Source organism: Nocardioides mangrovicus (genome assembly GCF_003674065.1).
GTDB lineage: Bacteria > Actinomycetota > Actinomycetes > Propionibacteriales > Nocardioidaceae > Marmoricola > Marmoricola mangrovicus.
The window spans coordinates 62264-74343 of the sequence record NZ_RDBE01000008.1 but is presented as its reverse complement, the minus strand read 5'-3'; the positions used below and the strand labels follow the sequence as shown (position 1 = coordinate 74343).

At 70.4% G+C, this 12080-nt stretch carries 12 protein-coding genes; 3 read left to right on the top strand and 9 right to left on the bottom strand.

Going from position 1 to position 12080, the window contains the following annotated elements; all coding sequences use genetic code 11:
• The first annotated feature begins 56 nt into the window (after window positions 1–56).
• The gene (locus D9V37_RS13135; RefSeq protein ID WP_147455942.1) at window positions 57–878 is read left to right on the top strand and encodes a glycoside hydrolase family 16 protein; all 822 of its coding nucleotides are present in this window, start codon (window positions 57–59) and stop codon (window positions 876–878) included.
• 39 nt (window positions 879–917) lie between these two features.
• On the opposite strand, the gene D9V37_RS13130 is transcribed toward D9V37_RS13135, so the two are convergent.
• From D9V37_RS13130 to D9V37_RS13110, 4 genes are all read right to left on the bottom strand, one after another.
• Window positions 918–1433 (bottom strand): hypothetical protein, encoded by a 516-nt coding sequence (locus D9V37_RS13130; RefSeq protein ID WP_121806635.1) that lies wholly within the window; start codon window positions 1431–1433, stop codon window positions 918–920.
• Window positions 1430–3283 carry a putative bifunctional diguanylate cyclase/phosphodiesterase gene (locus D9V37_RS13125; protein WP_121806634.1) on the bottom strand — a complete coding sequence of 618 codons (1854 nt, stop codon included), beginning with the start codon at window positions 3281–3283 and terminating at the stop codon, window positions 1430–1432. Before D9V37_RS13125 ends, D9V37_RS13130 begins: the two co-directional genes overlap by 4 nt.
• A gap of 165 nt (window positions 3284–3448) precedes the next feature.
• Entirely contained in the window at window positions 3449–4198 is a 750-nt protein-coding gene (locus D9V37_RS13120; protein ID WP_232524907.1) for a DinB family protein, read from the bottom strand.
• Between the two features lie 453 nt (window positions 4199–4651).
• A complete protein-coding gene (locus D9V37_RS13110; protein WP_232524906.1) occupies window positions 4652–5473 on the bottom strand; it encodes a crotonase/enoyl-CoA hydratase family protein in 822 nt (273 codons plus the stop codon).
• Between the two features lie 66 nt (window positions 5474–5539).
• Between D9V37_RS13110 and D9V37_RS13105 the strand changes: the two genes are divergently transcribed.
• Window positions 5540–5968 carry an MOSC domain-containing protein gene (locus D9V37_RS13105; RefSeq protein ID WP_198412536.1) on the top strand — a complete coding sequence of 143 codons (429 nt, stop codon included), beginning with the start codon at window positions 5540–5542 and terminating at the stop codon, window positions 5966–5968.
• Here the strand turns inward: D9V37_RS13105 and D9V37_RS13100 are convergent.
• From D9V37_RS13100 to D9V37_RS13090, 3 genes are all read right to left on the bottom strand, one after another.
• A complete protein-coding gene (locus D9V37_RS13100; protein ID WP_121806633.1) occupies window positions 5958–6797 on the bottom strand; it encodes an NAD-dependent epimerase/dehydratase family protein in 840 nt (279 codons plus the stop codon). The two genes, D9V37_RS13105 and D9V37_RS13100, sit on opposite strands and share 11 nt — an antisense overlap.
• Before the next feature lie 102 nt (window positions 6798–6899).
• Window positions 6900–7094: a hypothetical protein gene (locus D9V37_RS13095; RefSeq protein ID WP_121806632.1), complete on the bottom strand. Its 195-nt coding sequence runs from the start codon at window positions 7092–7094 to the stop codon at window positions 6900–6902.
• 72 nt (window positions 7095–7166) lie between these two features.
• Window positions 7167–8990, bottom strand: coding sequence for a S53 family peptidase (locus tag D9V37_RS13090; protein ID WP_158604470.1), 1824 nt, complete (start codon window positions 8988–8990; stop codon window positions 7167–7169).
• Between the two features lie 292 nt (window positions 8991–9282).
• On the opposite strand from D9V37_RS13090, the gene D9V37_RS13085 reads away from it, so the two are divergent.
• Window positions 9283–9993, top strand: coding sequence for a peptidylprolyl isomerase (locus tag D9V37_RS13085; protein WP_158604469.1), 711 nt, complete (start codon window positions 9283–9285; stop codon window positions 9991–9993).
• An 18-nt stretch (window positions 9994–10011) separates the two neighbouring features.
• Here the strand turns inward: D9V37_RS13085 and D9V37_RS13080 are convergent, their stop codons facing one another.
• Together D9V37_RS13080 and exaC are read right to left on the bottom strand one after the other, a co-directional pair.
• Entirely contained in the window at window positions 10012–10419 is a 408-nt protein-coding gene (locus D9V37_RS13080; RefSeq protein WP_198412535.1) for a DUF779 domain-containing protein, read from the bottom strand.
• 110 nt (window positions 10420–10529) lie between these two features.
• Complete coding sequence (exaC, locus tag D9V37_RS13075; RefSeq protein ID WP_121806628.1) at window positions 10530–12053, bottom strand: acetaldehyde dehydrogenase ExaC; 1524 nt, start codon at window positions 12051–12053, stop codon at window positions 10530–10532.
• Window positions 12054–12080: the final 27 nt, after the last annotated feature.

Sequence of the window (12080 nt, the reverse complement as noted above, 5' to 3'; positions counted from 1 at the left end):
CACCCGGCGTCTGAGATCATGGGCGGAAGGTCCGGATCTCAGCCGACGGGGGAGTGATGGCTGGACGACGTTCGCTGCTGCTTGCGGCCTGCCTGGCCGCACTCGGCCCGGCTCTCGCGCTGGCCTCGCCGCCCGCCCACGCAACGCCCGCCGTACACGCCGACCGTACGCGTGCCAGCACCGCGGCGAGGGCGTACGGCTGGGGCCAGCCGGCCTGGCGCGAGGAGTTCGACCGCTCGCGGCTGCGCTCGGTGTGGGGCGTCTTCGACTCGCCCGGCAACGGCGGCAACGGGCTGCGACGCCCCTCGCAGGTGCGCCTCGGCGGCGGGGTGCTCACCATCGCCGGCACCCCTGAGGCGCTCACGGGCGGACTCGCGCTCGACCGCGGGCTGCACCGCTACGGCCGCTGGGAGACGCGGTTGCGCACCCGCTCGAGTGGCACCGGTAGCCCTTACCACGCGGTGCTCGCCCTGATCCCGCACGACCTCGCCCGCTACCACTGCGGCGCCACCGACATCGACGTCGCCGAGTACGACCTGGGCGCCCCGGTCGGCTTCTTCCTGCATGCGCTGCCGGCCCGCCAGCACTACGCCTCCGTGCGCCGCGACACCACCCGCTGGCACACCTACGCGGTGGAGGTCACCCGGCGCAGCGTCACCTGGTTCGTCGACGGGCGTGCGGTGGTCACCGACCGCGACGCCACGATGACCTCCGGCATCCCGCTCGCACTCGACCTCCAGCTCGACGCGTTCCAGCCCGCAGGGCTGGCGCGGTCGACGATGCAGGTCGACTGGACGCGCTACTACCCGCTACGCGGCCACACCAGGCCGGTGAAGGCCCCGGCACCGCGCACGACGACGTACGACTACGCCTGCTGACCCAAGGCCCGTCGACGCGGCCGGACAGACCAGGAGGGGTCACGCCGGCCGGACGATGCCAGGCACGGGTCGCAGGACGGGCCACATCGCCAGCAGCGCGAACACCACCACGCCCACCTCGGCGCCCGAGGCGATGAGGTCGGGCAAACCGAACGCCTCGCGCTCGCCTGCCGCTGCGCCCAGCGGGATGCCGATGGTGCGGGTGGCCAGCCAGAGCAGGACCACCAGGAGCGAGCCGGCGGCGCCCGCGAACAGCCACGCGAGCCGCGGTCGCAGCACCAGCCGGGCGGCCCAGGCGAGCTGCACGATCGTCAGCACGAGGAAGAACCAGCCGTAGAGCGCGGACTCCTCGAAGTGCTCGCGGGTCACGGCCAGGTGGACGGCGCCGGAGAGCACCGTCGCGGCGGCCGCGGCGTAGAGCCACGGCGAGCGGCGCAGGTGCACGTCGCGGGCGTTGCGCAGGCAGCACACCGCCACCACCAGCAGCCAGCCGCCGAGCATGAGCACGTGGCCCAGGTGCACGTCCCAGAAGCTGCGCGCCTCGGCGACGTTCACGAGACCTGCTCCACCGGGTCGACCACGGGCGCGAAAGGCAGCTGGGCGACGCCGGCCCGCTCGGGCAGCGTGGCCCGTTCGGTCGCGAAGCTCGCGAAGCCGGCGACCGGCAGCGGCCGGGAGTACAGGTAGCCCTGTGAGCGCGGGCAGCCGAGCTCGGCCAGGATGTCTTGCTGCATGACCTCCTCGACGCCCTCGGCCTGCACGTCGAGGTTCAGGGCGCGGGCCATGTCGACGATGGTGCGCACCAGCGCCACCGACGTCGCGCCCGATTCCAGCTCACGCACGAACGACTGGTCGATCTTGACCTGGTCGGCCGGCAGCTTCGCCAGGTAGGACAGCGAGGAATAGCCGGTGCCGAAGTCGTCGATGGCCACCTGGGCGCCCATCGTGCGTGCGGCGTTGAGCTGACGCCGGGCGAGGTCGAGGTCGGAGAGCAGCATCGACTCGGTGACCTCCAGGATCAGATCGTGCGCCGCCAGCCCGCTGTCGTGGAGGGCTGAGGCGATCGTGGTGAGCAGCGCGGGGTCGCGCAGCTGCGCGGGGGAGAGGTTGACCGCCAGCTCCAGGTCGGCGCAGCCGGGCAGCTCGCGCTGCCAGGCGGCGACCTGGTGCGCGGCCGTGCGCAGCACCCACTCGCCGATCTCCTTGATGCTGCCGCTGCGCTCGGCCAGCGGGATGAAGACGGCGGGGGAGACCGGGCCGCGCTCGGGGTGGTGCCAGCGCAGCAGCGCCTCGACGCCGCACAGTCGCTCACCGCTGCTGCAGAACACCGGCTGGTAGTGCACCTCGAACTGGCCGAGGTCCAGCGCGACCCGCAGGTCCTGGGTCAGCTCGGCCTGCTCGCGCACGCGACGGTCGATGCCGGCGGTGTAGGTGACGACGTTGTTCTTGCCCTCGGACTTGGCCGTGTACATGGCCAGGTCGGCGTCGCGCAGCAGGTCCTCGCCGTCGCGGGAGCGGGCCAGCTCGCTATCGGCGACGCCGATGCTCGCGGTCACGAACACCTCGCGACCGTCGACCACCATGGGCGCCTGGAGCGCCTTGGCCATGCGGTCGGCAGCCTCGGTGGCGACGTCGGCCGTGGCGGGGATCAGCACCGCGAACTCGTCGCCGCCGATGCGGGCGATCAGGTCACCGGAGCGCAACGAGTCCGCCATCTTGTGCGCCGCGTGGAAGAGCGCCTGATCGCCGACGTGGTGGCCGCCGGAGTCGTTGATGGTCTTGAAGTCGTCGATGTCGACGAACAGCACCGAGACCGGGGCGTCGCTCTCGCGCAGCATCGTCGTGAGCCCGTGGAGGAACGCCGCTCGGTTGGGCAGCTGGGTCAGCGGGTCGCGCAGCTCCTGCTGCTCGTTGAGCCGCCAGGCGATGAGGTGGGTCACGCTCGCAGCCAGCACGAACCCGCCGTGCAGGCAGGCCCAGCCGACCGGGTCGGCGCGCTCGGCAGCCGAGGCGAACACCAGGTCGGGCACGGTCAGACCCATCACCGCGTGGTGCACGACGGTGATCAGCACGCACATACCGAAGGCGGCCCAGTCCTGGTAGAGCGAGACCACGCCGACCATCACGAAGAAGTGGAAGTGCGCCTCGGTCAGTCCCTGGCACAGGTCGACCAGCCCGGCCGAGGCGAACATCAAGCTGACCACGGTCGAGAGCATCCGCACGCGGCGCGGCACCGTACTGCCCAGCGCCAGCAGGGCGGGCGCGACGGCGACGAAGCCGACGAACACCGACTCGACGACCCCCTGGTGCAGCACCGGGCCGAGCAGCATCAGCCCGAAGCCCTGGATCAGCGCGAAGCGCGTGATGAGGCGGTGGCGATGCTCGAAGCTGGCCGGGCGCAGCATGTTGCCGCGGGGGAGCCACGAGCGGACCAGGTCCGTCAGCGAGCGCAGGGGGCCGATGCGGATAGGGAGGCGGCTAGGGCGTGGCGTCTCGACGAGAGGCAGGGGAGAGACCACGAGAAGTGGATCGGCACCTCGGGGCGCGGTCTGAGGGGTTTCCGGCTCCGCTCAGCGCGACTCGAGCACGGCCAGGTCGCGCACGGCGTACCGGTGGTGCTCGGCCTCCTCCTTGAGCACCACCGTGAGGCACCGCCGCACGACGTAGCGGTCGTCGGGGTAGGGGTCGGCCGGCTTGCGCCCGCACACCCGGTCGAGCTCGTCGTCGGTGAGGGAGTCGAGGAACCGCTGGACGCTGCTGGTCCGGTCCCGCCGTGCCGCGAGCACCTCCTCGAGGCTCGGCCGCGCCGAGAGCCGCAGCCCGAGCCCAGCGGCGTCCGCCTCGGGCATCGCGCCGGCCGGGAAGCCCAGCGGGTGGTAGGGGTCGTCCTCCTCGAGCACGGCGTTGCCCACCCAGGCGTCGGCGGCGAAGAGCAGGTGACGGTGGGTCTCCACGAACGACCACTCGTCGTCGACCCGCTCGTGCAGCAGGTCCTGCGGCAGCCGGCCGGCACGCTCGAACGTGCGGCGCCAGTCGTCGCCGATCACCGACCACGCCGCCCGGTAGTCCTCGGCGGTGACGGCCTCGCGCGCCAGGGCCCGCGCCGGGTGCTGCCGGTCGAGCTCGCCCTCCACGAAGGCCGTCACGTCGACGTCGTTGACCACCACGCGATCGAAGCCGCCGCCGATGCTGATCTGCTCGCCGTAGCAGTCGACGATCTTGAGCCCGCTGACCTCGCAGTCTCGGATCTCCAGGCCGGCCAGGTCGCTCAGGTGGATCCGCGCGCCACGGAACCGGTCGGTCTCGGAGTACTCGTCCACGGGCCGAGTCTCCACCAGCCCACCGACAGCTCTCAGTTCTTGCGTGGCCCGCGATCGTCATTCGTCGCCGATAAGCTACATTATGTCAACTCGACGGCCAGGGCCGGCCAGGTGCACGTTCGCATCGACGAGCTTCATCGTCCGGTGCGCATGCGACGAACCAGCTCCTCATCCTCGAACTCACCTGCCAGGCGCAACGCCTGGTCGAGGTTCACCGTCGGTCGACCGAGGCGACGCACCGTGGTCTCGAACGCGACCTGTGGGCGGCGCTACGCACCGTCGCGGATGGCGTCATTGAGAGCCTGCTTGAAGGAGTCGCCTCGCTCCTCCATCAGCTGGCGAACGAGTGACTCGGTGTCGGAGTCCAACGTGACCGTCGTACGCACGGTGACGGCATAGCATCGTAGATGCTGACCGCATGCTGTCATCGAGCCTGCTCTCGATAAGCAACGCTCACCGATCGTGCTGAGTCACCCGCGCCCCGCGGCCGGCCAGGAACTCCCCCATCAGCGCTTGCGCCTCCTCGCTGCTGCTGGCGATGGCGGCCATGAGCGACTCCAGGTAGAGGCCCTTGTCGGGGTCGGCGTCGGCGATGCGGGGCAGCGCGTGCAGCGCCGCGTACGTCGTCATCGTCGGGGTGGTCGCGATCTTGGAGGCCAGCTCGAGCGCGAGCCCGTAGCCGGCGCCCTCGTCGGCGGCGTACTGCGCCAGCCCCAGCGGCACCGCGTCCGCGGCCGAGATGACACGGCCGGTGAGCATCATGTCCATCACCCGGTGCACGCCGATGAGGCGCGGCACCCGTACCGAGGCGCCTCCCCCCACGAAGAGACCACGCTGCCCTTCGGGCAGCGCGAAGTACGCCGACGGCTCCGCGACCCTGAGGTGGCAGGCGCTCGCCAGCTCCAGACCGCCGCCGATGACCGCCCCCCGCAGGACCGCCACGACGGCGATCCGGCCCCGTTCGATGGTGTCGAAGGCGGCATGCCAACGACGCGAGTGGTGCAGGCTGGCCACCGGGTCCAGGTCGGTCAGCGAGGCGAAGTCCAGGCCCGCGGAGAAGTGCTCGCCGTCGGCGTCGACGACCGCCGCACGCGCCCACTCCGGCGGGTCGGCGAAGACCGCCTCCAGCCCGTCGACCGTCGCCAGGTCCAGCGCGTTGCGCTTCGCGGCGCGGTTCAGGCGCACGACCAGCACGTCGTCGACGCGGGCCAGCTCGAGGGTCGGCGGCAGTCCCTCCCGGTTCACCGGGGTCTCGCCCGTCGTCGGGGTCGTCACGTCCCGAAGTTTGACAGGAAACCTGATGGCATCACAACCTCACCGTGCGCCATCCACAATGGTCGGGTGCCGACCGTCGCCGCGCTCCACCTCTCCCCCGGCCGGCGGTTGCCGATGAAGGCCGTCGACGAGGTCGTCGTCGAGACCGGTCACGGCATCACCGGCGACCGCTACGAGAACGCCAGACACCGGCAGGTCACCGTGCAGTCGGCCGACGGGCTCGCGGCGGCGGCCGTCGACCTCGGGCTCGAGGTGAAGCCGGCCGGCACCCGCCGCAACATCACGATCGACCACGGCCAAGTGCCGACGACTCCCGGCGCCCGGGTGCGGATCGGTGAGGTGGAGCTGGAGGTCGTGCGGGTGGCCGCGCCGTGCCGGATCCTCGACGACGAGATCGCGCCGGGCGCCGCCGCCGCTCTGCGCCGCCGGGCCGGCACGGTGTTCCGCACCGTTCGCGGCGGCACCGTCCGGATCGGCGACGAGGTCAGCCTCTGAGCTCCTCGACCAGCGAGCGCGCGTTGGGCTCCCAGCCCAGCTCCGAGCGGGCCTTGGCCCCGCTGGCCTGCTGATCCAGCAACAGCGCGTCGCCGAAGCCCTCGCCCAGCCGCTCGCGCGCCTCGTCGGCACTGCCGGCCACGACGCTGTCCGCAGCCGCCTCGCCGAGCTCGCGCACGGTGGGGTTCTGCCCGCTGGCGCCGATGTAGGTGCCACCGCTCGAGCGCTCCAGCGCCAGCACGTAGAGCTCGCCGAGGTCGGAGGCGGCCACGGTGGTCCAGTGCTGCTCCCCTGTGCCGATCAGCGTGAGAGCACCGCTCTCGTCGCGGGGTCCGTCGACCAGCATGCGGGGAATGCCTTCCCCGCCCGCGCCGTAGACGATGCCGGGCGCCACCAGGCTGGCCTTGACGCCGGACTGCAGGATCTTGGTCTCCGGTCCCGAGCGCCACGCCGTGATGGCGGGCGGGTTCTGCGGGTCGTCTTCGCTGAGGTCCGAGCCACTCCCCCACACCCACACGCCGCCGGTGTGGACGTACGGCTTGTCGGTGCCGTCGAACGCGGCGATGACCGCGTCGGTGACGGCCTCGTCCATGGCCGGGCCCCGGTTGTCGGCGGCCAGGTGGACCGCGCCGTCGACACCTCGCAGCTGCTCGGTCAGCCACGCGACGTCGGTGATGTCGCCGACCAGGGGCGTCGCACCGCCCGCCGCCACCGTCTGCGCCGAGCTGTCGCTGCGGACCGCGGCGATCACCTCGTGCCCCGAGTCGCGCAGCGCCTGCAGCGTCGCCGAGCCGATGAGACCTGTTCCTCCGGTGAGTAGTACACGCATGTCCGTGGCAACCGGACCCGCTGCCGTGATGTTCCGGCACGGCCGCGGCTCCTCAGGTGATCGAGAGCAAGCCGCTCAGTATGAGCCCGGACTAGAGGGGCCTCAGCGCGGAGCGCGGTCGAACTTGCGGTCCACCCGGGCGATGTTGAGGCGCAGCACCACCGCCATCGCGACCAGCAGCGCGACGAGGGTGAACCACGTCAGGTGGCGTGCCAGCACCAGGATCAGCACGAGGAACGCGGCGACGATGAGCATCGAGCCGCCCACCTTGGCCAGCCGCCTCGCGATCGGGTCCACGCCCTCACTCTAGGTGTGGACAGACGTGTGGCCCAGGACGTGCCGAGCACGTCCTGGGCCACACGCGAGGTGCTACTTCAGCTTGTAGTTGATGTAGCCCGCGTTCGGCGAACCCACACCGGTGACGTTGTCCCAACCCTTCGTGACGGTCAGGGACGAATCCTGGTTGAAGGTCCGGATGGAGTACAGCAGGCCGTCCGAGGCGTTCTCGCCGTTGGAGTAGTCGACGCGCACGTTGCCGGCGTCGGGGCCGGGTCCGCTGACGTCGTCGACGTAGGCCGCCTTGTTCAGCTGCTTGTAGAGCAGCGGGTTCAGCAGTCCGGCGGACTTGCCCCCGCTGTTCTGCAGCATCAGCGCGGTCTGGCCCGCGAACAGCGGCGAGGCCAGGCTGGTGCCGCCGATGCGGTACTCGCCGTAGCGCACGCCGTCGGTGAAGGTCTGCGTCTCACCGACCAGCATGCCCGTGGTCGGGTCGGCGTCCATCGCGACGTCAGGAACCGCACGGCCGTTGGCCTGCGACGACGGCACGACACCCTTCTGGTAGCTGGGCTGGTTGAACAGAGACGAGGTGCCACCACCGGCGCCGTAGAGGTAACCCACCGGGGTCCAGGCCTGACCGCTGGCGCTCAGGCTGTACTTCTGGGTGCCCCAACCGGTCTGGAAGGTCATTGAACCGTCGGAGCCGATGCCGGCGGCGGTGCCGCCCACGGCGGTGACGTACGGGCTCGAGGCCGGGGAGTCGGTCTGCTTGATGGCGGTGTTGGCCAGCTCGTCACCGTTGTCACCGGAGGAGAACAGCACGCTGATGCCCTGCATCGAGGCCTGCATGAAGACCTCCTGGTAGGCCGCGAGCGCGTCGCCGTTCTCACCCTCGTCGGGCTCGCCCCACGAGTTGCTGACGACCTGCACCTTGTTCTGGTTGACGATCTTGGTCAGCCCGTTGAGGAAGTCGTCGTCGTAGCAGCTGGCCGCCGCGTAGTAACGGACCTTCGAGCCGGGAGCCATGGCGTGCACGGCCTCCACGTCGAGGGTCTCCTCGCCGAACCAGCCGGAGGGGTCGCAGTCGGCCTGGTTGGTGTAGGCGCTCGGAGTGACCTGGGTCAGCTGGTTCTTGGCGTAGCTGCCGTCGCCGTGGTTGGTGGCGTAGGTCTGCGCGTCCTGGGCGATCGTCGGCGAGGCGTAGGCGTCGAGGATGCCGACGGTGACGCCGCTGCCGTCGAGACCGCTGGGGTTGGCGCCCTGGTAGGCAGCACGCAGCTGCGGACCGGTGTAGCCGCACACCGCGTAGGGCAACGACTTGCCGTTGAACTTGGGCAGCGGGGTCTTGTAGTCGGCCTGCTTGGTGGCCAGCACCTGCCCGTAGAACGTCGAGCACGGCCGGGCGTTGTTGAAGCCGGCCGGCGGCGGCGCCGGGGTGGAGCTGAGGTGCTGGATCTTGGTCTTGGTCGTGTCCAGACCGGTGACGGTGAGCACGCTGGAGGCGATGGTGCCCGGCAGGGTGACGGCGTCGGTGTTGGCCTGCACGGCCTGGCCCTGGTGCTGGAACTTCGCCAGGGAGACACCGAAGGCCTTGCTGATGTGGGCGTTGGTGCCCCGCACCGTGAGGTAGGCGTGGTGGGCCGCGACGCCGGTGGTGGTGACGTGCTGGTCCTTGAGGTAGGTCTTGACCGCCTTGACCTCGGCACTGGTCGGGTCGTAGGTGGCGTGGTACTGCGAGGCGCTGAGGAACTTGCCGTAGCGCGCGTTGCCGGGCGTGGACACCGCGGCGACGTCGTCCTTGAGCGCGGCCAGCCCACCGTGGGGGGCCAGGTACACCTTCAGCGTGGTCTGCTTCGAGGCGGCCGGCTTGCCGAGGCTGTGCGACCTGGCGACCCAGCCGGGCCTGCTGTGAGGCACGTTGCGACGACTGCTCGCCTGCGCCCCCGGAGTCGTGGCGGCGACGCCGGCTGCTGCCAGTGCGCCTACGACGACCACTGCGGTCAGTGGTCTGCGTGCGTTCTTCATAGAGGTGTCCATCCCGTCGAGATCGGCCCGGGCTGGCCGATGAACCTTTTGCACGCTAGCGACCGGGCTCTCGCAGCGGAACCCCCTTCCCGTAAATCCTCGATGACGCATCGCGGCGTATGCGGAGATCCTGCGACGAACCGGGGCATGTCGCGGATAGGCCTGCTGGATAGTCTCGGGCCCTGTGAGCACACGTTCCCGCCTGGCCCGCCTCTGCGTCCTGGTCCCCCTCGTCGGCCTCGGCCTCGCGGGCTGTGGCGCGTCGGGCTCCCAGGACGCCGGGTCCTCGGCGTCCGGCAGCGCGAGTGCCAGCGCGTCCAAGGACGGGCAGTGCACCTACACGCCGACCCAGAACGGCGAGGTGGCCCGCAAGGTGGACCTGCCGCCGAGCACGCCGGTCGCCACGGGCGACGTCGCCGTCACCATCCAGACCAACTTCGGCACGCTCAAGGCCACCCTCGACGCCAAGAACGCACCGTGCGCGGTGAACTCGTTCCTCTCCTTGGCCAAGCAGGGCTACTACGACAAGACCCCGTGCCACCGGATCACCAGCGACAGCAGGGGATTCCACGTGCTGCAGTGCGGCGACCCGACCGGCACCGGCACCGGCACCCCCGGCTACGCCTTCGCCGAGGAGCTCACCGGCCAGGAGGACTACAAGATCGGCAGCCTCGCCCTGGCCAACACCGGCCAGGCCGACACCTCCGGCGGCCAGTTCTTCATCGACTACGACACCACCCAGCTGCCCAAGGACTACACCCAGTTCGGCCAGCTCGACGCGGCCAGCATCAAGCTGGTGCAGGCCGAGGCCAAGAAGGCCACGAAGGGCGAGGCCGACGGGTACGACGGCAAGCCGGTGGTCTCCGTCGAGCTGGTCAAGGTCACCCAGGGCTGAGGCGGCCCGTCCGACCGGCTAGCCGGCCGGTTCGGTGGCGAGCTCATCGGCCTCAGCGTCGGTGAAGATCCGCGAGCGAATGATGAACCGATGGCCGGTCGGACCCTCGATCGAGAAGCCCGCTCCCCGTCCGGGCACCACGTCGATGGTGATGTGGGTGTGCGACCAGTACCGGAACTGCTCGCGCGAGATGTAGACCGGCACGACGCCCGTGTCGTCGACATCGTCGAGCGGACCGATGTCGAGGTCGCCGAGGTGCACGTCGGCCGGGCTCACTAGGTAGGTCCCCTGGGTGAAGCACATCGGCGCGGAGCCGTCGCAGCAGCCGCCGGACTGGTGGAACATCAGCGGCTTGGCGTGGTCGGCCCGGAGGCTGCGGAGCAGGTCCGCAGCCCCCGGGGTGATCGCGACGCGCTCGACTCTCATGTGCCGACGTCCCGGCATCTGGTTTCGGCACGCTCCGTCGCGGCTTCGTTCCTCAGCCGCGCTCGCTGCTCAACCACCATCGATCGGTCCCTCGCTTCGCTCGGCACCGATCAGAAGAACCCCATCGCCTTGGGCGAGTAGCTCACCAGCAGATTCTTCGTCTGCTGGTAGTGGTCGAGCATCATCGAGTGGTTCTCCCGCCCGATGCCCGAGGACTTGTAGCCGCCGAAGGCCGCGTGCGCCGGGTAGAGGTGGTAGCAGTTCGTCCACACGCGACCCGCCTGGATGTCGCGGCCCGCGCGGTAGGCGGTGTTGGTGTCGCGCGACCAGACGCCGGCGCCGAGCCCGTAGAGGGTGTCGTTGGCGATCTGCATCGCGTCGTCGTAGCCGTCGAAGCCGGTGACCGAGACGACCGGGCCGAAGATCTCCTCCTGGAAGATCCGCATCTTGTTGGTGCCCTGGAAGATCGTCGGCGCCACGTAGTAGCCGCCGGACAGGTCGCCGCCGAGGTCGACGCGCTCGCCGCCGGTGATGATCCGGGCGCCTTCCTGGGTGCCGATGTCGATGTAGGACAGGATCTTCTCCAGCTGGTCGTTGCTGGCCTGCGCGCCGATCATCGTGTCGGTGTCGAGCGGGTTGCCCTGCACGATCCGCTTGGTCCGCTCCGTGGCGGCGGGCAGGAACTGCTCGAGGATCGAGTTCTGGATGAGCGAGCGGCTCGGGCAGGTGCAGACCTCGCCCTGGTTGAGCGCGAACATCGAGAAGCCCTCGAGCGCCTTGTCGTAGAAGTCGTCGTCCTTGGCCGCGACGTCCTCGAAGAAGATGTTCGGCGACTTGCCGCCGAGCTCGAGGGTGACCGGGATGAGGTTCTGGCTGGCGTACTGCATGATCAGCCGGCCGGTCGTGGTCTCGCCGGTGAAGGCGATCTTCCGGATGCGGCTCGAGGACGCCAGCGGCGCGCCCGCCTCGGCGCCGAACCCGTTGACGACGTTGACCACGCCCGCGGGCAGCAGGTCGGCGATCAGCTCCATCAGCAGCATGATCGAGGCCGGGGTCTGCTCGGCGGGCTTGATGACGACCGCGTTGCCGGCGGCCAGTGCGGGGGCCAGCTTCCAGACCGCCATCAGCAGCGGGAAGTTCCACGGGATGATCTGGCCGACGACGCCCAGCGGCTCGTGGAAGTGGTAGGCGACGGTGTCGTCGTCGATCTGCGAGAGGTGTCCCTCCTGCGCGCGGACCGCGCCGGCGAAGTACCGGAAGTGGTCGACGGCGAGCGGCAGGTCGGCGGCCATGGTCTCGCGCACCGGCTTGCCGTTGTCCCAGGTCTCCCCCACCGCCAGCATCTCGAGGTTGGCCTCGATGCGGTCGGCGATCTTGTTGAGGACGTTGGCGCGCTCGGCCACGGCGGTCTTGCCCCAGGCCGGTGCGGCGACGTGCGCTGCGTCGAGGGCGGCCTCGATGTCCTCGGCGGTGCCGCGCGCGATCTCGGTGAACACCTTGCCGTTGACCGGCGAGACGTTCTCGAAGTACTGGCCCTTGACCGGGGCGACGTACTCGCCGCCGATCCAGTGGTCGTAGCGGGGCTTGTAGGAGACGACGCTCCCCTCGGTGCCCGGCTGTGCATACGTCGGCATGGCTGACTCCTTCGTCGCTGGGGTGTG

Excerpts from the sequence above, each read along its gene's own strand:
- D9V37_RS13080 (WP_198412535.1), bottom strand. The coding sequence starts at position 10,419 with ATGAGAGTCGAGCGCGTCGCGATCACCCCGGGGGCTGCGGACCTGCTC.
- D9V37_RS13100 (WP_121806633.1), bottom strand. The coding sequence starts at position 6,797 with ATGCGTGTACTACTCACCGGAGGAACAGGTCTCATCGGCTCGGCGACG.
- D9V37_RS13135 (WP_147455942.1), top strand. The coding sequence starts at position 57 with ATGGCTGGACGACGTTCGCTGCTGCTTGCGGCCTGCCTGGCCGCACTC.
- exaC (WP_121806628.1), bottom strand. The coding sequence starts at position 12,053 with ATGCCGACGTATGCACAGCCGGGCACCGAGGGGAGCGTCGTCTCCTAC.
- D9V37_RS13125 (WP_121806634.1), bottom strand. The coding sequence starts at position 3,283 with ATGCTGCGCCCGGCCAGCTTCGAGCATCGCCACCGCCTCATCACGCGC.